Consider the following 21888-nt stretch of genomic DNA (forward strand, 5'->3'; position numbering starts at 1 on the left):
GATTCATGCACGCATAGCCGTATTGAACAAATTTACAGAATTAGGTCGTCCTCATACCCAAGTTGTCACTTGAATTCTGTTCAAATGAGCAGAGTGTTATCTTTTAAATCTTTGTGCAACAAAGCCGTTTTGATCAGCTAATTTTTGGTAATGAGATGTTTGTTTAAGAAAGTAACTAATCAGAGTAATGCCTACAATCATTAATGAAATTTTTAAAACCCAGAACTCAGTATTACTAATACCTAAAAAAGTTATTAATTTTGATTTAAAGAGTAATAATAAAACGGCTAATAACAGTACTATTGCAATAGCTCTATAAAAGTATTTTCTATATTTTTTTTCAAATTTTTGGTACTTGATGACAGCATTTTTGTAAATATTTTCAGTTAAAGCTGTGTCAGCAATATGCCGTAATCTTCTGAAAGAAGATAATTCATTCTTGACATCTGCTAGACTTTCGCTGATAGCATTAAAAGATAATTGATTAAATTCATTTTTTAAATTTAGGTATTTTTTGAATTCATCATAAATAATATTTATGTGGTTAAGAGTATTTTTTGCTTTTACGTTAAATTCATTTAAATCTTTTTCTACTAAAATTGCCTCTTTTAGTTTGTAAAGATCTTCGATATTAAGCTTCAAAGCTTTTAAATAATTTGTAGTAACACCTTCAATTTTATTCTTTTCTATTAATTCCTTAATTAAATAAATGTAACTATTAAAATTATCTCTGAACGAATTTGGGATATTGTTACCAATGTGGCCTGGTAGATTAAAAACTTTTACCTCATTAATTACTAGTCTATCTAAGGCTGAGATAAGGTTTAGCTTAGCTGAATTCAATTCAGTAATTTGCCTTTTTGCTACCTCATCTAATTCTTTTAGATCTGCCACAATAATTCCCCAAAAAATATAATCAATTAATTTGCATGCATATTAAGCTTTTAGTAGAAAAAAATCATTATAAATCACCCAACAAACCGCTACACGAACCACCGCACATTAGCCCTATCAACCAATGATGGGGCTTTTTTATGGCTACTACACCACGCAAGACACAAACACCAGGTGCAAAAAAAGAAACTACTACCACGGCGCAGACCTCAACAGATGACGTAATGGATGCTGTGTTGGGGAAAGCTGATGAATCTAAGACGACAGAGCCAACGGGTGATGATGCCGCGTTAGGCGAAACCCAAGAGGGTCTAGACCAACAAGTCGAAGCGCCTGAAGGTTTTATTTCTATAGAGCAATTCGATGCTGTTGCTGCACAACTAGCAATTAAAGAAGAAGAACTAAAAGGCGTAACGGCTGAGCTTGTTGCAGCACGTAAGCAAGTCGTCAAGCTTACTGGCGGTCAAAATCAACAACCAACAACCCAAGCAGTAGCACCAGTGCGTAAAAAGCCTGTACTTACCGCTAAAGGCTGGTCAGTGGAGGGTTAAACATGTGCGGGAAACCAAAAATAGTCCAACAAGACCCTGAAGGTGATGCACTTAAAGCTGCTGAAAAAGCGACAGCCGAAGCGAACGCTAAACGTGCTGGACGTCGTTCTGGTGGCTCAGCGGGTAGCAGTATGAGTGTATTGGGTGGGGAGAGTGACGGCCGAAATCTGAGCAATACTGCTAATGCTTTGGTTAACTCTAAGTATGGCGCACTCTTTGAAAAGAAATCAAAACTAGGCGGTGGCTAATATGCGAGAAGAAATAACTCACGTAGGGGGAGTCGCTGCACGTTCAGCAACTCGACTATATGATCAAAACCTCAAGCCATTTTTCGATGATTTAAAGCATCAAGAGGCAAAGGAGGTTTTTGCCTCAGTAATTATGCTTCAAGCATCAGCTGAGCTATTTCATTTGCTTGGTGATGGCTATGAAGAGCATCTAGATATGCTTGTGGCTGTGATGAAAGATCGGGCTAATTTTGCTAGAAGCAAGGCTGAGGGCTAATTTATGGAAAATGACGCTCGTATCTATTGTGCTCGCTTAGGTCAGCTTAAATCTGCGCGTGCGTTACATGAATCACATTGGGCAGAATGCTACCGATACGGAGCTCCTGAGCGTCAACAAAGCTTTAGTGGTTCAGATGTGAAGAATCAGCGCGAGACTGAACGTGCTGATCTGTACGATTCAACAGCGGCAGATTCAGTTCAAGTGCTTGTTTCGATGATCATGAACGGCGTAACACCTGCGAACTCTATTTGGTTCAAAGCTCAACCTGATGGCATTGACGATCTTGCAGAGCTTACAGAGGGTGAACGCTGGCTTGAGGATGTCTGCCAATTTATGTGGCGCAATATCCATGCATCAAACTTTGACAGCGAGAACTTCGATACGCTTACAGACGTTGTAACTGCTGGTTGGGGCGTGATGTATGTCGATATTGACCGTGTGGCGCAGGGTGGTTATGTCTTTGAATCATGGCCTATAGGTTCGTGTTTCATCGGTTCAACTCGCGCAGATGGCTTGATTGATACGATTTATCGTGAACATGAAATGACGGCTCAAACTATGGTGAATACCTACGGTGAGAGCAATTGTCATCACTCAGTCGTATCAGTTGCAACAGAGAGTCCAGACACAAAGTTCAAGCTACTACACGTCATTCAGCCACGTAAACAATCGGGTGCTGGTCAGATCAACAAAGCAATGCCTTTTGCCTCATACCACATCGATATCAGCAATAAGCAGATGTTGAAAGTATCGGGCTATCACGAGTTCCCATGTTCAATCCCTCGTTTGCGTAAATTGCCGGGTTCTGTTTATGGCAATGGTCAAATGTCTTTGGCGCTACCTGATGCTAAAACAGCAAATGAACTTGTCAAAAACACTGTGCGAGCTGCTGATCTACAAATCGGTGGGATGTGGATTGCTGAAGATGATGGTGTTTTAAATCCTCATACCGTGCGTATTGGTCCACGTAAAGTGATTGTGGCCAATAAAGTTGATTCTATGAAGCGCTTGGATGATGGAACAAATTTCCAAATTGCAGATTACCTTCTGACCAGTCTACAAGGCGGTATTCGTCGCAAGCTCATGGCTGATCAGTTGCCACCAATCGGCACCAGTCAAATGACGGCAACAGAGATTAATACCCGTGTTGAAATGATCCGTCAGTTGTTAGGACCTATGTATGGTCGTCTACAAGCTGAGTATCTACGCAGTATTTTAGATCGCTGTTTTGGTTTGGCATTACGTGACAACGTTTTAGGTGACGCACCTGAAGAGCTTTGGGGTCGCAACCTTTCATTCAAGTTTGTGTCACCACTTGCACGTAGCCAGCGAATGGAAGAAGTCTACGCAACTGAGCAATACATCATGAGTCTTTCGAGCATTGCTCAAGTCGATCGAACCATTCTCGATAACGTCGATTTTGATGCTGTTGCGGTGCTAACAGGAACAGGGCGCGGCGTCCCTCAAACCATTATGCGTACAGCTGATGAAGTTCAACAGCTACGCCAAGCACGTCAAAAAGCACAGGAAGAACAAGCGCAGGCACAACAGCAGGCGGCAATGATGGATAAAGCTGGTGATGCTATTTCAAAGGGTATGGGCAATCAAATGGCGCAGATGCCTACTGAGGTGATGCAATGAGTGGATTTTTAATTGGAGTCTTATTGGTCGTGTGTGTCGGTTTATTTGTTGCCTACCGCTGCAAATGCAAAGAAGTTGAAAAGCTCCAAGCTGAATTATCTGAACGCCCATTACCAATTTTAAGTGAAGTAGAGCAGGAAACAGGCAATTTTGTACGCATTCGTAAAATTAAACGTGCAACACCTGAAACTTATCGCAATGTCTTTGATTTGGATGTGAATGGCCAGCGCGTTTTAGAGCATTTAACCATGGTTTTCTGCAAAGACTCATTTGTCCCAGACGACAAAGGCGGTGAGCGTCAAACCAGTTACAACTTAGGCGCACACGGCGTTATCAATTTCATCGTAAATCAAATCAATCGTGCAAACGATCCAAACTATAAGGAAGAAGTAAATGACTGAACAAGCAAATCAAACTGACAACAATCAAGAACAGCAAAATCAAAACTCTATGATGGGTGGTCAAGAGCAGCTTCAAGAAAACAACACTGGTGCAGATGATCAAAATCAAGGTGGTCAAGAGAATCAGCAAATCGGTGCGCCTGAATCGATAGATGGTTATGAGGTCAATGTAGAAGGCTTTAACTATGACGATTTTAAAGCCATTCCAGAAAACCAAGAGTTCCTAGAGCGTGCGCGTGATGCTGGTCTAAGCAGTGAGCATTTAGGCTTTCTACTTGGGGAATATAACCAGTTGATTCCTGCACTCATGGAGGGTAATGCAGCACTAGACAATGAGGCTTGTATTACAGCCATGAAAGAGACTTGGGGCGGGGAAACAGATACTAATTTTGGATTTGCACGAGCAGCTGCAAACAATGCAATTCAGAACGGCATTTTGACAGCGGAAGAAGTGAATAGCCCTGAATTTGGTAACAATCCACTTGTCTTAAAAATGGCGGCTTATTTCGGTTCACAGCTCCAAGAAGATTCACCCCCTGCTAACACCCAACAAAGTGGTGCTGAAGATGTTCAATCATTGATTGCATCAGAGGCATACATGAATGAACGTCATCCTGACCATAAGCGCGTATATGCCCAAGTTGAAAAACACTTTGCAAAGGCAAACACATAAGGGGTATAGCCAATGGCTACAGTGAACCAAAATAAAATTACAGCAGCGTTTGTACAGCAGTTTCATAACACTTATGAAGTTGCTGCAATGCAAAACGAATCACGCTTGCTTAAGACTTCGGTAAATCGCGGAGCGATTGAGGGTGAATCATTCACCATTAATGATATGGGGCAAGTTGAAATGCAGCCTTCTGGTGAGCGTTTCGGTGACACTAATTGGCAAATTCCAGATACTGGTGTTCGTACTGCCTTAATGTCTGATTTTGACTGCTTCATTCCAATTGAAAATCGTGATTTACCTAAGCTTAAAGCAACACCAAATGATAAATACATGAAGAACTTAATCAGTGCGCGTAACCGTAAAACTGATGACATTATTTATCAAGCCTTGGTTGGTGGTGTAACACGCACTACGGTCAATGATGCGGGTGTGAAATCTGTTGCAACGGTTAATTTACCAGTAGGTCAAATCATTCTTTCAGCGTTCGGCACATTGAAAGAAAAACTTGCCAAAGCTAAATCGCTTTTTCGTAAGAATGAAGTTGATGAGCATAACGGCGAAACACTTTACATCCTCTACACATCAACAATGTTGGAAGATATTTTGGGTGATACCACTTTAACTTCGGCCGACTACATGGCGGGTAAGATGCTGCAAGAAGGTGGTGTAGGTGGAAAATGGATGGGCTTCAACTGGATTCCATACGAAAAGTTAAACCAAGGTGCTACTGCAGGTGAATTGCGTACAGTGGCTTATTGTGGATCAGCTGTCCATTTTGGTGATGCTCCAATTACTGGGTTTGATATTTCGACTCGTCCAGACAAGAAAAACATCAAACAAGTTGGTGGCGTCCATTCATTCGGTGCAGGCCGTGCAAACGAATTAAAAGTAGTCGCAATTGACTTTACTGCATAAGTCGTAGCTTTGGCCTCACGCTTTACGAGCAGGGCGTGAGGTCTTTTTTATATCAATTTGAATGGATGAGTTAGAAATGACTAAAGCAGTAACAGAAAAAGAGTTAGCAGAAAAAGCAGTCGCGCCGCGTGTAACTAAATCTGATATTGATTCTCTAAAAGATCGAATCACATATACAACTGAACAGTGCCCAGGTGGAACAACATCAACATTTGTACATGCATTCCTTGATGGTAAATTTTTCTTGGCTACAGGTTTCAGCGCATGTGTAAATGCTGAAAACTTTGATGCTGATATTGGTGAACGCTTGGCGCGTAGCAATGCCGAAAAGCATGCTGAAAACAAACTGTGGGAACTGGAAGGATACCGCCTATTTACCACTCCATTACAGCCGAAAAACCATATTGAACGCATGCAAGATGAAAAGCATGAACTTGATGTGAAGCTTACTGCATTGAAAGCATTCTTAGCTAAGCTAGGTACAGATCAGGTGCCATTGCTGACAGATGAGCAAGTTTACAAATTGGAATCTCAAGCTGAAGCAATGGAGCTGTATTCAACGATTTTAGGTTCACGTATTGAGTATGATGCTGAACTTATTGGTGCACTTGGCTAACACCCAACAAACCCACTCTTAAAAGCCCTCAAGATCATTAAAACTTGAGGGCTTTTTCTATGACAACAACATCAATATCCATTTGCAATGAAGCACTGAGCATGATTGGTGCTAAAGCAATCCAATCATTTGAGGACAATACCGAAAACGCACGGCGTTGTGCTTCGATTTATGACTCTACACGCCGTGGTTTATTGCGTATGCATCCTTGGTCATTCGCCAAGAAACGTGCACAGCTTGCACCAGTGAGTACACATCCTGCTTTTGGCTACAGCAATGCATTCCCACTGCCTAAAGATTTTTTGCGTCTATATGATTCAGGCCAGTACGAATACGAAATGGAAGGTCGCCACATTCTGGCCAATACAAATCTAATTAACTTGGTTTATGTACGTGATGAAGACAATGAAGAGCTTTGGGATTCTTTATTTTCTGAGTGTATGGCCTTGTATTTGGTGAGTAAGCTTGCAAAGCCGATCACAGGAAGCAATGCCGAAGCAGATAGCGCATGGCAGAAGCTACAGAACATGCTGAAACAAGCACGTGCTATCAATGGTCAAGAACGTCCAGCACAAGACTTTGCAGCAGATTACACCCCTAATTTGATCGGGGTACGCTACTAATGAAACAGGTCATTACTAAAAATAACTTCAGTGCTGGGGAGCTATCACCGACGCTGTATACACGCACAGACATTCAACAGTATGGCAATGGTGCGAAGACCCTTAAAAATGTGATTCCACTTGTCGAAGGTGGTGTGCGTAAAAGACCAGGCACACTGTTTTTATCGGCACAGGTTGGTGCAGTACGACTCATTCCATTTGTAGTAAATTCAGATAATGCATTTCTAATTGTTTTTAAGCCGAATTTGGTCGAGATTGTTAATCCGAAAACACTTGAAGTACTTGAAAGTATTGTTTCTCCATACACAGAGAGTCAGATACATGACATCCAGTTTGTACAATACCGGTATGAAATGTATCTCACACATAGTGAAGTGCCAGTACACCGACTTTTATGTGATACCGCCTTTGATAACTGGCAGTTGAATCAGTTTGTTTACACTCATTTGCCGACCGACTCTGAAAATGCACGGTTTCCATTCCGAAAAGGAAAGCCCTCAGGTCAAGACATTGGTGCACTGGTGTCTTTTACATTGAGTGCTTATAGCGTTTGGGTGAGCACACAGGCTTATTTAGCTGGTGATGTGGTCATACAAGGCCCTTATTATTATCAGGCATTACGTGACAATACAGACAAGCAACCGAATGAAAATGAATTAGATTGGGCACAGGTTACGGTCAGTGCAGGTGCAACATTCACGGCTGCTGATATTGGCAATTTGATTGAAGTGAATGGAGGGATTATTAAGATCACTCAGTTCATTAATGCTGATCATGTAAACGGAGAAATCCTTAAAAAATTAGATGCTGACATCACAGCAATTGAACGTTCTTGGGCAATTTTGCCGCCAGCATTTAACGCTACGAATGGCTATCCAAGATGTTGCACATTCTTTAAACAGCGCTTAGTCCTATCGAACACAAAAAAAGCCCCGAACAAGGTATGGTTTAGTGCTGTTGGCGGCAATGGTAATTTTCTCGAAACTACAGAAGATGGTGACGCATTCAGCATTGTGTCTGCATCTGGCCTATCAAATAGCATCTTATTCTTAGAAGCTCAGCGCGGGGTAGTGTGTTTAACCTCAGGTGGTGAGTACATGATTGACTCGGACGGCGCATTAACTCCTACAACAGTAAACATCAATGAACACAGCGCATACGGTGCATATCCAGTTACACGACCTGAACGTGTGGGCAATGAGCTGCTATTTGTTCAGCGTGGCGGTGAGCGTGTCCGGGCTTTAACTTATCGCTATGAAGTAGACGGCTTGGTTTCACCTGAAGTTAGCTCCCTTTCTTCCCATATTGGAGAGCAGCACGGCGGGGTAAATGAAATCTCCTACATGCAAGAACCTGAAAGTTTAGTGTGGTTAGTATTGGGTGATGGCAAAGTGGCCACAATTACTTTTAACCGTGATCAAGAGGTTTTGGCATGGGCACAGCACGACTTTAGCGGGGAAGTGATTAGCATGTGTTCTATCCCTACACAGCTTGGTTCAGACCGTACTTTTATGTTGGTGAAACGATCGGGTACCACGTGTCTTGAGGAAGTGTCTTTTAGTGCTTATGTGGACTCAGAACGCACATTGGTCGTGGGTAGTGGGCAAGTAGTAAAGCCTAATCTACTTGATGAGGTTGTGGCTTATCACCAAGGGGATGATTTTATTTATCAGGCCAACTTTGAGGAGGATGGGGAACACTTAGTTGTGGGTGATGAGCTAAACGGTGAAGGCATTAAAGTCGGTCAGCCGATTCATTGTACTGTTGAGCTATTCCCACCCGAATTGAATCAAGCACCACTGTCTAGCATGTTGCATAAAGCTAAGGTCGATCGTACAGCATTCTTTTTTAACAACACCATTGCACCAGAGCTAAACGGTGAAATGGTTGAAATATTCACCTATGACGATAACCCACTTGCACCACGAAAGCCGCATACAGGTTATCACTTGGAAGAAGGTGGATCATGGGAGGATTTGCATAGAATCCCTTTAGTAATAACACACAACAAACCGCTGCCGTTTCACTTGCAAGCTATCACTATGCAGTTATCAATTAACGAGAAATAACCATGCGAGTGCGTACAGCTAAGCTCCCCGATGTGCCTGCTTTGGTTGCATTGGGGCAAGAATTTATTAAAGAAGCGCCCAACTATCATAATCGTCCATACATGACTGATAAGGCAGCAGAGCATTTCACTCATTTAATTAATGGCGGCGGTGTGATTTTAATCGTTGAGCAAGATCACGAAATCATGGGCGGTTTTGCAGGGCGTGTCGGTGGTGACTGGTTCAATAACACCAAAATTGCCTTCGATGACGTGATGTATGTAAAGCCTGAATTTCGCAAGACACGTGCAGCTTACGTACTTATTCAAACTTTCGTTGGTTGGGCGGCTGCTATGGGTGTGAATCGAATCCAGTGCGGTACCACGACTGGTGTTGAATCTCGTGCTTGTATTCGACTCTATGAGCATTTCGGTTTTACACAATACGGCACTGTTTTGGATATGGAGCTATAAGCATGAATGACGTTATTCCACATGAAAATAAAGAGCTGTTAGCTCAAATCCTTGGAGAGGTACAGAACCGTGCATACATAGACGTTGTACGAGATATTCAGCAGCAAATTACGGATCAAGCTGAATTGATTGAAGTGCCAGTGGTTCATCATTTTGCACCAGGTGTATATATGCGTCAGATGGATGCAAAAGCCGGCACGTTGATTGTCAGTAAGATGCATCGAACCGAGCATATGAATGTTTTGCTAAGTGGGTCGCTTACAGTCGCTACCGAAAATGGCATTGAATATTTAAAAGCACCCGCCGTGATTAAATCTATGCCCGGCACAAAACGCATCGGTTACTTTCATGAAGATACGTCTTGGATGACGGTACATCCAACAGACAGTACTGATTTAGAAGAAATCGAAAAGCAGGTGATTGTTCCTGAAGAAGAGATTGATCAATTCCTTGCATCACTCCAAAGCAAGTGTAAGGAGATTGGCTAATGTCATGGGCAATGGTTGCGGCTGCGGCCGCTGTAGCAGGTGCAGCAATTTCAGGTTATTCGAGCTACCAAAATAACAAAGCTGCAGGTGAACAAGCCGAAGCCGATGCGAGTGCTGAAAAAGCGCGTGGACGCTTAGAAGCAGACCGCATTCGTAAGGAGAAAGAAAAAACTCAATCCGCTGCGCGTGCTGCTTTGGCTCAGAATGGCCTAGATGTGAATGAAGGCACAGCATTGGTGATCAATGATGAAATTGAACAGGCTGCAAATTACGATGCGAATATGGCTGAGGTTACAGGCTATAACTCCTCACAGCGATTGAAAGCACAAGCCAGCCAATTTAAAAACAATGCGAATACGGCAGCAGCAACAGGTGTTTTGAATACGGTTTCAGCGGGTGCTGGTGGATACAGTGCTCTTACCCAGCAGACCAATAAAACGCAGGGTTCAACAGGCGGGGGGTGGAAGTAATGCCAAGAATTCCGATGGGTAATTTTGGTAATGCAATGCCTGAAGTTCAACGTATTGCAGTACCTCAAAACAACTTAGATCAGCTTGGTTCCGCCATTGCTAACGCTGGAAGTTCTGTACATGGTGCAGTTCAGGAAATCGATAAGCAAAAGCAAGAAGCTGAATTGAGTGCCAAGCGCCTTGAGCTATACAACAACGAACTAGCCAAGCAAGAAGCAAAAGTGAAACTTGATGACATCATGACCACTGAAATGAATGAGCAAGTTACGCTTGTTAAAAACGGTGTGTCGAATGGTGATTACAATGCAAAGGCTGGGCAAGAGGCTTTAAACAAATGGTCAGAAGATCGATACAAGCAAATTGAATCGGAACTCCCTGAGTTTGCACGTCCAGATCTAAACAATTACTGGCGTGACAATTTGAATCGTCAGGCTTCAGGTTTATTGCCGTTGCAACTTCGCGCAGATATGCAAAAAGGTGTTGTTCTAGCAGATCGCTATGGTGACATAGCTTCACGTTATGACCGCAAGCAAGGACGTGCATATTTAGAAACCAATCTTGCAAGTTTGAATCTACCTGCAGCGGATGTACAAGCGCGGGTAAATGCTTTTGAATCAGGCCAAGACATTCTTGAAATTGAAGGTGCTATTTCCAGTGCTGTAGAGAATAAAGACACCAATTCACTGCACCAGTTGATTACCAAAATGGATAACGGTGGTTTTGGTTATACCGATGGGCAGACACTACAACAAAAGAAAAATCAGGTTTTAAGCCGTATTGATGCCATTGATACCCAAGTACGAGTTGAAGAAAACAAGCGCAATTCAGAAGCAACCAAGCTCTTGAATGACTATAAAGCGAATGTCCTTACAGGCCGCGCTCAAGACTCGGAATATGAGAACAATGTGAGTAAGGCTGTAGCTGGAACTGAAAGCGAAACTGAGTTTAAATTTCTCCAAAAGCAGTCGGTAAATTTTCAGCGTTTTGCCAATAAATCTACATCTGAACAGCAAAGACTGATTAACGAACAAAAAGCAAAAATGAAAAATACGCCATCTGCAAATGCTGCAGATGAAGAAAAGATTTTGAATGCCTATGAGGATATTTATAAATCCAAGCTACAGACGGCTAAAACCAATCCTAATCAGGTTGTTCGTGAAGCAGGCTTGCAAGTCCATAGCTTAGGTGGAAACACGCTTAAATCGAATCCTAGTGAATGGATTGATGGTGCAGTGGATAACGGTATTAGCCAGTTGTCTTTAAAAGATGCCAATATTACTTTGAGACCAATTTCTGAGGAAGATTTACCCGAAGCGAAAAAAGCCTTTGATGGTATGGGGGTTAATGAAAAGCTGAATTTTATTAGCGGCTTAATCTCTAAATCCAAAGGGCATCCAAGAGGGGCAAGCATTTGGGGAGCTGTATTAGGTCAGTTAGGTTCAGGGGATCAAAACTATGTAGCTGCTGGCCTTGCTGATATGAATAAATTTCAAAGTACTGAGGGACGTAAGCTTTCAACCTCCATCGTCAACGGCACACAAATTCTAAAAAACAAACAGCTCATCATGCCTAAGGATGCAGACTTAAAATCAGCATTTAACAATTATGTGGGCAATACCGTATCAGGTACGAGTGCCAATAATGCTTATAACGTATTTCGTGCAGTGTATGCCGATACCATGGAAGCACGAAATTTACAGCATGACAAAGCAGACGAGCTACCAAAGGAAGACGTGCTGAAATTTGCTTTAGCTTTTGCCACTGGTGGTGTCCATCAACAGTCAGGAACACTTAAAAACTATATGGGTGGAAAGCTACAGGATTGGAAAGTAGCCATGCCTTACGGAATGACTGATGACGCTTTTGAAAGTCGTCTCGATGCTGGTTATGCGTCATTGGCCAAGCACACAGGTATGACTGAGGCAGAGCTTAAAACCTTACGTTTACGACAATCACCAGTGCGTAGCAAAAAGGGTGAAATTCAATACGATTTACTCAACGAGCGTGGCAATCCATTGCAGATCGATGGTGTTAATTGGCGAATCATGATTAATGGAGCAACCAAGTAATGAATTGGCTCAGTGAAATTGATGATAGCGAACAGCAATCTATCAATGAAATGAATGCAGGCGGCTTGGGTAAAGCACCCAAGCAACCTAAAAAAGAAGCAGGTTTATTTGATGGTGCTGCAACTGCTATTCCACGCGGTGTGGCTGCGGGTGCAGTAAAGGTTTATGACACGGCCAAGAAACCTTTTGAACGTGTTGCTGATCATTTGCAGTACTCAATTGATGATGTGCGAAATGGTGGCTTAGATGGGGCATTAGATGTACGTGAAAAATCATTTTCAGATGTGCATGAAGAAAAGAATAAAGACCGCCGTGATGCTTTAGTGATGCAAGTTGAAGAACTGCAAGATGCACCAAACTCAGGATTGGTTGGTAACATGCTTTTTGGTATTTCTGATATGGGTACACGTGTTTTGGCAGGTGCTCCACTTGGACCAGTGGGGGCAGCGCTAACTACAGGTGTAACCGAGGTGAATTACAGCCGTGAGGATTTAATTCATAAGGGCGTTGATGAGGATACCGCGACTACAGCAGCTTTGATCGATGGTGGTGTTGCAGCAGCTTCTACAGTACTCCCTTTAAGCTATGGATTTAAGGGAACTGGTGGACTTGTTAAGGATGCGGCCCTATCGATTGGTGGGGCGACTACATTATCCACTGCGGGCCAATACGCAAGCGGTCAGGTGCTTGAATCTGAGGGCTATGATAAACAGGCAAAAAAGTATGAAATCACTGGTGAATCTGTTGCTACCGATGTGGTTTTGAATACGCTTATGTTTGGTGGCGCACGTGGTACCAATCTTTATTTGGAGCGCAAAGCGGAACGTAAAGCAGGGCTGGTTAGTGAAACTCCATCTGATGCCATAGATGTAACGCCTGAACAACTTGAAGCCAAAACAACACAGACTCAATCTGCTTTGGTTGCGAATGAAGTTGAATTTGATAATGCAGCTTCACCTGTTAAACCGTCAAATCCAGTGCAGGCCAACAATCATTTCAAGAATATGGATGATGCGCAAAACAATTTGCGTATCGGTCGACCCGTCAACGTACAGCACGCTGTTAAGGGTGAGGAAAAGCAAAGACCAATAACGATAAGCCCAAGTGAATATAAAAACATTCGTTATGACGATCCGCGTTTAGATGCGCTTTTAGGCAATAAAGCAAAGTCTATGGATATGGAGTGGGCAGTACCACTTTTAACCGCTGTGCGCCGTGCTGGTGAGAAATCACATAACAATCAAGTTTCACCTAAGGGTGCACAGTCAATTATGCAGATCATGCCTGAAACAAAGGCAGGGCTTGAGCGTACCTACAAGAAAAAATGGGATATCAATAATCCAGAACATGCCACGGAAATGGCTTTGTACCTTGTTCGAGAAATGTCCCAACAATATAAAACCAAAGACCCTTTTGTATTAGCTGCACACTACAACGGTGGTTTTACAAATGGTAAAGCCATGCAGAAAAATGGTAAACCGAAAGCCACTGAAACTATTAACTATGTGAATCGGGTAAAGGATTTCATCAATACTGGTAAATATAAAAACTACACTGGTAATAATGTGTCCACTTCAATGGGCATGGATGGTTCAAGTTATGACTTCGCCTATGAAGTGAAATCATTAGGTGAGTTGATTGCGTCCAATGATGCAGCTTATGGAGTGAATCCACTTTATCCAACCGATCTACAACCACGTGACCGAACTCGCGAAGCATCACGCCAGCAGATTGAAAACATGGCAGATGATTTAAAGCCTGAATGGTTGGGAGAATCTGCAAAGCTTTCAGACGGTGCACCAATTATCGGAGTGGACAATGTTGTTGAATCGGGCAATGGTCGCACACTAGCAATCAACCGTGCTTATGAAACAGGCAAGGCCGACAACTATCGAGCTTATATTGAAAAGTATGCTGCTGAAAAAGGTTGGGATATTTCAGGGGTTGATCGGCCTGTATTAGTCCGTACACGCTTAACAGATACCGACCGTGTACAATTCACTAAGTTAGCCAATGAAGCGGATGTGGCGCAGTACAGTGCGTCAGAACGTGCGACCAGTGATGTAGATCGCTTGCCCGATGCATCATTACTCAAAATAAATAATGATGGCTCAATCAATTTAGATGGTTCGATGGACTTCATTCGCGGATTTGTAAATTCTCTCCCGGAGTCTGAAAAGCCAAATATTTTGACCGATGATGGACGCTTATCACAGGGCGGGAAACAACGGATTGAATCGGCAATTATGCAGAGTGCGTACGATGATTCTAGTCTTGTAACGAGACTATATGAAAACATCGACGATGATAGCAAAACTGTTTTAAATGCTTTGCTACGTGCAGCTCCTCAGTTAGCACAATTGGGTGCTTTAGTGAAACAAGGTGGGCGACATGCCAACACACTGGCAAAGGACTTATCACAAGCAGCTCAAAAGCTCAGTGACTTAAAGGCCAATGGTCAAACTGTGGATGATTATTTAAACCAAATTCAGCTCATTGATGATGGTTTAAGTAATGGAGCAAAACAATTTTTAAATGTGTTTGATACCAATAAACGTAGTGCTAAAGCTATTTCAGACAATATCCAAGGTGAAATTGATCGCATCGATGGGATGGGCGACCCGCGACAAGGCTTACTCTTTGGTGATGGTCCAGAAGAATCGGCCGCTTTAGACATCATTATGCACAATCCAGATCAGCAGATTTCTGTCAGTCGTATGCGCCCAGATGGGGAAATGGAAGAAATCACTATGTCTTTGCGTGAACGATTGGATGAACTGGAAGCGGAAGCACGTCAGGCGCAAGAAGATACTTTGGCCGCACAAACTGCCATTAGTTGTGCTTTACAGTTTGGGGAATAATTCGTTTAATAAGCGTGCTTATGTAAAAAATATTTAAAACTTGAGGGCTTAGAAATGAGTAAAAAACTATTGGGGTATGTATTAATTCATCCAACAAAGGAAGATTTTGTTATTGGCATCAATGACAATGAAATGATGGTCACTACACTTTATGATGCGCGGCCTGACCATGCTAAGCGGTTTAAAGATTTTAAAGCAATAGAAAAATTTGTTTCGCCATTGGATGACTTTTTATTGGATGTTGCAAAACTTTATGATACGGGTAAGCAATATGCTGTTGAATACGAGACATCTATCTCAAGTCAGCCTATAGAACAGGACGAATAACCCAATAAATCGCACTAAAACTTATGCTCAGATGACTAAAATTATCTGAGCATTTTTTCATGAAAGACCAATGCAAAGCAGCCGTAGCAAAAGCTTTAGGCAAAGAATCATTAAACCAACAAGAAGCACAACTGATCGAGCAACGCATTAAAGATGCAATGAAGTCTTTGGCTAAAAAAGATCGTGATACATGGCGCAATTTATCTGATTCTGAAAAGCTCACAAAAGCGGGTGAGTTCGTCGCTCAGGATATTCAGGATCAGCTGAAACGTAAGCACGCCATAGCAGCGCGTGACATCCTGACTCAAAGTAAAAACCTTTCTGCTTTGGATCACCCAACACTGTCATCCAGTGAAGTTGTAGACCGTCTGGTTGCACCGCATGGTGACATGTCGGGTATTCAATCTATCGACTCAAAAGCACGCGGCATTGCAGCTATTTATCGCGGTGAACTTGTAGATTTTTACACCAATATTAAAGGTGGAATAGGTGTATTCACCGATAAAGAATTAGTAGGCAATATCGTACGTGAGCGTTTTGGTGACAACACAGGTGATCCAGTTGCTAAAAAGATTAGTGATAAAATGGGTAATGTTTTTGAAGATATGCGTCAGCGTTTTAATCGGTCAGGTGGAGATATTGGAAATTTAGGTGATAAATTTGGATTACCGCAAACACATGATCTTGCCAAGATTGTAAAAGCAGGTAAAGAAGAGTGGTTAAAAGACGTTCTTCCTGATCAGGATAGAAGCATGTTTGTACATGAAGACGGCCGTTTATATTCTGATGAAGAGATTAAGGCACTTTTAGATTATTCATATGACTCACTTGCAAGCAATGGTGCCAATAAAACGGAAATTGGTCGTCAATCTGCTGGTGGTGTTTCAAGCAAAGTAACATCTAAGCATAACGAAAGCCGGGTACTGCATTTTAAGGATGCAGATGCGTGGTTGAGATATCAAAATAAATATGGTGGTCTGCCATTGGTTGACCTTGTAGAAGCTCATATTAATGGTCTTTCTAAAGATATTGCTTTAGTTGAGAACTTAGGAAGTAATCCAAAAAATGCCATGCGTATTTTGATGGATGCAGCAGAACAAAAAGACTGGTTAAAAGGTGTTGATGCGAGCACCACAGGAAAGACACGTAAACGCGCACAGACAATGTTTGATGAGTTTATGGGTGCGAATACACCTGAAAGTGAAGTACTTGCTAATTTAGGCTTAGCATATCGATCTATGAACGTTGCATCGATGCTTGGCGGTACAACTTTATCAAGCTTTACAGATCAGGCCATGATTAAGAAAACTGCAAATATTCATAATATTGCTTGGCGTAAGACTTTTGGTGAGTTAATTAGTCAGCTAAACCCTAAAAATAAAGAAGATCGGGAGCTGGCGCATAGCTTAGGTTTAGCAACAGAGGAAATGCTAGGTTCAATCGCACGTTGGTCGGACGACGGTCTAACTTCTGTTAGTGGCAAAAGCCAAAAGCTTGCACGTGTATCAAGCGCCGTAGCATCTCAAGTTATGCGTGTGTCTGGTCTAAATGCACTTACAGCCGCTTCAAAGGTTGGCTTTACTAAAATGCTCATGGAGAAATACGGACGTTTGAGCCGATCTAAAGCATGGTCTGAATTGGATGAGCTAGACCGTGAGCTTATGCAAAAAACTGGACTGAGTGAGCGTGTTTGGGAGGTTATGCGTTTGGCTGAACCTGTTGTCGATCGCAAAGGCAATCAATTGATGTCAGCACGCTCTATCTATGGAATTCCAGATGATAAATTATTGGCCTTTGGTGATCCGCAAAGGGTGCGTGATGAAGTGGCTTCAAGCTTTCAAGCACACTTACTGGATGAACAAGGCATGGCAGTTGTTGAGGCTGGATTGCGTGAAAGAACGTTCATGAGTGCAGGGCAAAAGAAAGGTACTGTTACGGGCGAAATATTTAAATCCATGCTGCAGTTTAAATCGTTTCCAGCAGCATTTCTTATGCGCCATGGTAGTCGTGCAATGAGCCAACCAACTAAAATGAGCAAGGCGGGCTATGGGATTTCAATTTTTGCTATGACTACTTTGCTGGGTGCTTTGGTTGTTCAGCTTAAAGAATTAGCAAATGGTAATGATCCACAAACGATGTGGGATAGTGATGATCCGCAGAAGACTGTGAATTTTTTAACTCGCTCAGCAGTGCAAGGTGGTGGCTTATCAATCCTTGGCGATATCCTTGTGGCGGGTACTGACACCAGTGGGCGTAGCGCTTCTGATTTTATGGTTGGTCCTTTCGGTTCAGACGCAAAAGCGGCCCTTGGTCTTACGGTGGGTAACTTTACCCAATATTATGAAGGCAAGGATACGAATGCAGCCAATGAAGCTTTCAAACTTTTTAAAAACAAAATACCAGCTCAAAACCTTTGGTACACCAAAGCCGCGACCAATCGAATGATTTTTAATGAAATGCAAGATATGATTGCACCCGGTTATCGAGAAAAGCTTTTACGAAAAGCTGAGCGTGAGCAAGATCGTACGCGCTTTTGGGGAGATGATTTAGGTGATATTCAAGCCCCTGATTTAGATCGAGTAGTGCAGTAACCAACTTACCCAACAAACCACAATTTATCCCCCTGTATATATCACTTATATAGGGGGATTTTTTTATGCGTGATGATCAAGTAGAACGAATCAAATTGCTATCAGAAGAAATAGCAGATGACATGGTGAAAACTGCTGTCATGGCAATGGGTATTGGTCTTGGCTCAAATCAGGAGCGCGGGAATAAAGGCTTTATGTATAAGATCGTTAAGGATCAGGCGGGTGTCATGGCTACGCTTCAGCGAATCTTAGATATTAAATCAGGAGCAATTCCACCAATCAGCGCAACTCAAGCAACACAGGAAAAGTACGAACAGCAACTAATTAAGAAAGCAGAAGAAGCAGCAGCTAAAGCCAAACAGCGTATGAGCTAATGACTAAACCGAAGATCAGCTTTTTAGCGTTCTTTCTACTTTGGACTGAGCTACAAGGGTGGAAAGTTCCTATTTTCCATATTCAAGTCTGTATTTTCCTTGAGGAGTTTTATCTCAATGGGCGTACAGGCTTGCTCATGCTTCCGCGTGGACACTCTAAATCATCCATATTGGACGTATTTAATGCGTGGGTGATCTACTGCTGGCCTAACACTCAAATCTTGCACCAAGGTACTACAGATGCGGATGCTTATAAGTGTTCAAAAGGTACACGTGATGTTCTTGAGAGACATCCTTTGTGTACTGGTAATCCTAATGTGGCTATTCGCCAAGGTGAAATTGAACGTTGGTTTGTAGAAGGCACGCCAGACGTTCGTTACGGCACTATGCTAGCAAAAGGCATCTTGTCAGGTGTTACAGGGCATCGTGCTCATTTCATTCAAAACGATGACGTTGAGACACCACAGACCACGGCAAACCCTGAGCAACGGGAAAAGCTACCTAAAAAGCTATCTGAACAAACGCACATTGCTATTCCTGGTGCAAAACGTCTATGGATTGGTACACCGCACACCCATGATTCACTTTATGAAAAAATTAAGAAGCAGCGAAAAGTAAGTAAGCTGATTCTTAAAATGTTCGAGAATGAAAAACGAATTGAAGACAGTGTAAAAGGTCAAAAGGTAATACTCGACTTTGAACCGATACATGCATTCTCAGGCATTGGCGTAGGCGCGAAATATCTAAGAAAGGGTGAAAACTACGAATGTAGAAAATTAAAGAATGCTTGGGAAGTAACCTTTTTAGAATCAAATTACATTGTCGATTTTTATTCAAAGGGGATTTGGGAAGAACGCTTTACGCCTGAAGAAATGGAATTTCGCCGTGAAGAGTGTAAAACACTGAACGAATGGGATTCACAGTATCAGATGCATGCCAAGCCGATTGGTGATGTTCGTCTTGATCCTGACAAAATCCTTGCCTATGACTGTGAGCCAGTGCTGAGACGTGCGAATGGTCAATATCTCATGATGCTGGGTGAACGTCGTATCGTGGGTATGTCGGCGAAATGGGACCCATCTAGCGGCAAGCTTAAATCTGATATTTCGTCTGTAGCTTTATTTTTACATGACGATTTAGGAACGAAGTACTGGCATCGATCAATTGCTTTAACTGGTCCAGACATTATTACCAACGATGATGGTGAAATTGTTGGGGGGCAAGTTTGGCAACTTTGTGATCTAGTTGAAAAGTACTATGTACCTAAAATTGTGATCGAAACGAATGGTATTGGTGGCTTTGCTGGATCTTCACTCAAGGCAGCTTTGAAGAAGAGAAAGTTGCGTTGTGGCGTGGAAGAAAGGCCTTCAACATCGAATAAAAATAAACGAATTCTAGATGCTCTCGAAGGGCCTTTAATGTCAGGGCTTTTATGGGCGCATATCTCAGTACTTGTTAAGACAGGTGCGAACGGTGACGAAGAAGATTCGGCAGTTGCAAAGCAAATGCGGGAATGGAACCCAGCAGTTTCAAGTCAACCTGATGACTACTTAGACTCAGCAGCGGGCGCAATTACCGATCAACCTGAACGTGTCGGAAAAATACACAGAACTAATGAAGTGAATGAGAGCCCTAATTGGAGAACAGACGGTGGTGTTGCAGAAGCCACCTTAGATTTTAACGATTAGGGGGCAACTATGGCAGTCCAAGAACAAACGCCATATATCGAACACGTTGCAAATGGTGTAACTACATCATTTGCTTTGGATTTTGTGTGCGATTCAGCAGATAATCTTGTAGTTACAGTAAATGATTTACCTACAAATGTTGGTGATTGGTCTTATATTGAGGGTAATGTGATTTTTCAATACCCTCCATTATCAGAGTCAATTATAAAAATTTGGCGTAATTCTCCGTTGGCCAGAAGTACGACATTTAAAACTTACGATAACTCGCTTAACCCCAATTCTCTGAATTTAGATTTAGATAAGATTTGGCTAGTGATGCAGGAATTAAATGTTAAAAACTTTATATCTGATAATAAGCTACAAGAATTATTAGATGAATTGGTTGAAGGGAATATTAATGGTTTGCCAGCAGAAGTACTTGCTCGTATTGCTGGTGATGAAAGCACAAAATCTTTGGTAAATTTGGAAGCAATCAGAGCTTATCAAGCTGAAAGCAATTTAAGTGTTCGTATCGATAATGAGTCATTAATAGCAGATCAAAATATTTTAGCTGAAAAACATAGAGCTGAAGCTGTAGAGCAAAATCTTCTCATTCAAGTTAATTCAGTGGGTGTCGGTAATAAAGCCTATAAAACCTACGCCTTAATGGATGCAGATAAGGCAAACATTCCCTCTAAGTCAAAAGTAACTGTAACAAACGATGCCACAGCCTCAAATAATGGTGACTGGCAATGGGATGGATCAGCATTTACAAAGTCAACTTATGATCCATTAACACAAGCTAAATTATATACAGATAGCATTACTACAAATATCCTATCGGCTGCATTTACTGAATCTGGATACATCTCGGCTACAGGTGCTTTGTTAGCTTCTTCTGGTTACAAGTCAACAGGCTTTATTAAAGTTGTACCAGATCAAAACTATCGTATATACAGTCAAATCGCGGGAGCTGCTCGACACGCTTGGTATGATAAAAATCAAGTGTTCATCAGTGCATTTGGCGAAGACCAAACAACTTTGACTGAGAAAACATATGTTGCGCCTGCCAATGCTGCTTATATCCGGGTATCTGCCTATCAAGCTGCTGCATGGAATATTGCTTACATCAAATCAAAAACATATGTAATTGAGATTATTGAAAAGATCATTCAACAGCATATGCCAAATGTTGATGCCTCCAAGATTGATTATTCTAGCAGTAATGTGAAGGCCACTCTTGATACTGTGATTAGCAAGCAAAATTCAATCATTACAAATCAAAATAATATCGTAGGGCAACTCGACTTATTGAGCGATAAAGAAAGTCCGTATTTTGTGAACACAGCTCAGTTTGTAAAAGCTGTTCTAACGCCAACAAACTTTGGTGTGGTGAATGTGATAGCTCGTGTATCTGATACTCAAATGACTGTTTCGGATGCCACTGCATTTATTTACAGTGGTTCTTGTGTTGTATATGACCCAACTGCGAACAGTTATACAAGCCATAACGTAATTGGGATTAACGGCACAACAATCTCTGTAATGCCACCTTTGCCAGCGAATCCAACTCAAGTGCAGACAATGCATGACAGTTTTCAAAGTCAGCATTTAACTTTGTTTGGGTATAAAGGATTGGCTGACCACATCGTAAATTGTGTTCAGAAGTATAGCTACAAGAAATCTGAAAACCTGATTT

General features: G+C 42.1%; 20 protein-coding genes and 2 pseudogenes. 21 read left to right on the forward strand and 1 reads right to left on the reverse strand.

Going from position 1 to position 21888, the window contains the following annotated elements; all coding sequences use genetic code 11:
- Window positions 1-96 precede the first annotated feature (96 nt).
- Window positions 97-894, reverse strand: a complete 798-nt coding sequence (locus MF4640_RS15805) for a hypothetical protein (RefSeq protein ID WP_078390200.1) — start codon at window positions 892-894, stop codon at window positions 97-99.
- A gap of 140 nt (window positions 895-1034) precedes the next feature.
- Between MF4640_RS15805 and MF4640_RS15810 the strand changes: the two genes are divergently transcribed.
- From MF4640_RS15810 to MF4640_RS15905, 21 genes and pseudogenes are all read left to right on the forward strand, one after another.
- On the forward strand, window positions 1035-1445 hold the full coding sequence (locus tag MF4640_RS15810; protein WP_078390201.1) for a hypothetical protein: 411 nt from the start codon (window positions 1035-1037) through the stop codon (window positions 1443-1445).
- A gap of 2 nt (window positions 1446-1447) precedes the next feature.
- The gene (locus MF4640_RS19515) at window positions 1448-1693 is read left to right on the forward strand and encodes a hypothetical protein (RefSeq protein ID WP_078390202.1); all 246 of its coding nucleotides are present in this window, start codon (window positions 1448-1450) and stop codon (window positions 1691-1693) included.
- A 1-nt stretch (window position 1694) separates the two neighbouring features.
- The gene (locus MF4640_RS15820; RefSeq protein WP_078390203.1) at window positions 1695-1949 is read left to right on the forward strand and encodes a hypothetical protein; all 255 of its coding nucleotides are present in this window, start codon (window positions 1695-1697) and stop codon (window positions 1947-1949) included.
- Window positions 1950-1952: 3 nt separating this feature from the next.
- Entirely contained in the window at window positions 1953-3593 is a 1641-nt protein-coding gene (locus MF4640_RS15825) for a portal protein (RefSeq protein ID WP_078390204.1), read from the forward strand.
- A complete protein-coding gene (locus tag MF4640_RS15830; RefSeq protein WP_078390205.1) occupies window positions 3590-3994 on the forward strand; it encodes a hypothetical protein in 405 nt (134 codons plus the stop codon). Before MF4640_RS15825 ends, MF4640_RS15830 begins: the two co-directional genes overlap by 4 nt.
- Window positions 3987-4667: a hypothetical protein gene (locus MF4640_RS15835; protein WP_078390206.1), complete on the forward strand. Its 681-nt coding sequence runs from the start codon at window positions 3987-3989 to the stop codon at window positions 4665-4667. The genes MF4640_RS15830 and MF4640_RS15835 overlap by 8 nt, the downstream gene beginning before the upstream one ends.
- Window positions 4668-4679: 12 nt before the next feature.
- Entirely contained in the window at window positions 4680-5582 is a 903-nt protein-coding gene (locus tag MF4640_RS15840) for a phage capsid protein (RefSeq protein WP_004979887.1), read from the forward strand.
- Window positions 5583-5658: 76 nt separating this feature from the next.
- Window positions 5659-5964: pseudogene (locus MF4640_RS15845) on the forward strand (Gp49 family protein); the annotation flags it as partial.
- A 21-nt stretch (window positions 5965-5985) separates the two neighbouring features.
- Window positions 5986-6198 carry a crAss001_48 related protein gene (locus MF4640_RS19995; protein ID WP_413772699.1) on the forward strand — a complete coding sequence of 71 codons (213 nt, stop codon included), beginning with the start codon at window positions 5986-5988 and terminating at the stop codon, window positions 6196-6198.
- Between the two features lie 59 nt (window positions 6199-6257).
- The gene (locus tag MF4640_RS15850; RefSeq protein WP_078390207.1) at window positions 6258-6821 is read left to right on the forward strand and encodes a hypothetical protein; all 564 of its coding nucleotides are present in this window, start codon (window positions 6258-6260) and stop codon (window positions 6819-6821) included.
- A complete protein-coding gene (locus tag MF4640_RS15855) occupies window positions 6821-8890 on the forward strand; it encodes a carbohydrate-binding protein (protein WP_078390208.1) in 2070 nt (689 codons plus the stop codon). Before MF4640_RS15850 ends, MF4640_RS15855 begins: the two co-directional genes overlap by 1 nt.
- A gap of 2 nt (window positions 8891-8892) precedes the next feature.
- Entirely contained in the window at window positions 8893-9342 is a 450-nt protein-coding gene (locus MF4640_RS15860) for a GNAT family N-acetyltransferase (protein WP_078390209.1), read from the forward strand.
- Window positions 9343-9344: 2 nt separating this feature from the next.
- Complete coding sequence (locus MF4640_RS15865; protein WP_078390210.1) at window positions 9345-9830, forward strand: hypothetical protein; 486 nt, start codon at window positions 9345-9347, stop codon at window positions 9828-9830.
- Window positions 9830-10300 carry a hypothetical protein gene (locus MF4640_RS15870; protein WP_078390211.1) on the forward strand — a complete coding sequence of 157 codons (471 nt, stop codon included), beginning with the start codon at window positions 9830-9832 and terminating at the stop codon, window positions 10298-10300. Before MF4640_RS15865 ends, MF4640_RS15870 begins: the two co-directional genes overlap by 1 nt.
- On the forward strand, window positions 10300-12369 hold the full coding sequence (locus MF4640_RS15875; RefSeq protein WP_078390212.1) for a methyl-coenzyme M reductase: 2070 nt from the start codon (window positions 10300-10302) through the stop codon (window positions 12367-12369). Before MF4640_RS15870 ends, MF4640_RS15875 begins: the two co-directional genes overlap by 1 nt.
- On the forward strand, window positions 12369-15230 hold the full coding sequence (locus MF4640_RS15880) for a transglycosylase SLT domain-containing protein (RefSeq protein ID WP_078390213.1): 2862 nt from the start codon (window positions 12369-12371) through the stop codon (window positions 15228-15230). The genes MF4640_RS15875 and MF4640_RS15880 overlap by 1 nt, the downstream gene beginning before the upstream one ends.
- A gap of 54 nt (window positions 15231-15284) precedes the next feature.
- Entirely contained in the window at window positions 15285-15557 is a 273-nt protein-coding gene (locus tag MF4640_RS15885) for a hypothetical protein (RefSeq protein ID WP_078390214.1), read from the forward strand.
- 59 nt (window positions 15558-15616) lie between these two features.
- Window positions 15617-18148, forward strand: a complete 2532-nt coding sequence (locus MF4640_RS15890) for a hypothetical protein (protein WP_078390215.1) — start codon at window positions 15617-15619, stop codon at window positions 18146-18148.
- Window positions 18149-18213: 65 nt separating this feature from the next.
- Window positions 18214-18522, forward strand: a complete 309-nt coding sequence (locus MF4640_RS15895; protein WP_078390216.1) for a hypothetical protein — start codon at window positions 18214-18216, stop codon at window positions 18520-18522.
- Complete coding sequence (gene terL / locus MF4640_RS15900; RefSeq protein ID WP_078390217.1) at window positions 18522-20210, forward strand: phage terminase large subunit; 1689 nt, start codon at window positions 18522-18524, stop codon at window positions 20208-20210. The genes MF4640_RS15895 and terL overlap by 1 nt, the downstream gene beginning before the upstream one ends.
- A gap of 9 nt (window positions 20211-20219) precedes the next feature.
- Window positions 20220-21888: pseudogene (locus MF4640_RS15905) on the forward strand (hypothetical protein); the annotation flags it as partial.

Origin of the sequence: Acinetobacter sp. MF4640 (assembly GCF_002018895.1) — a bacterium.
Classification (GTDB): domain Bacteria; phylum Pseudomonadota; class Gammaproteobacteria; order Pseudomonadales; family Moraxellaceae; genus Acinetobacter; species Acinetobacter johnsonii.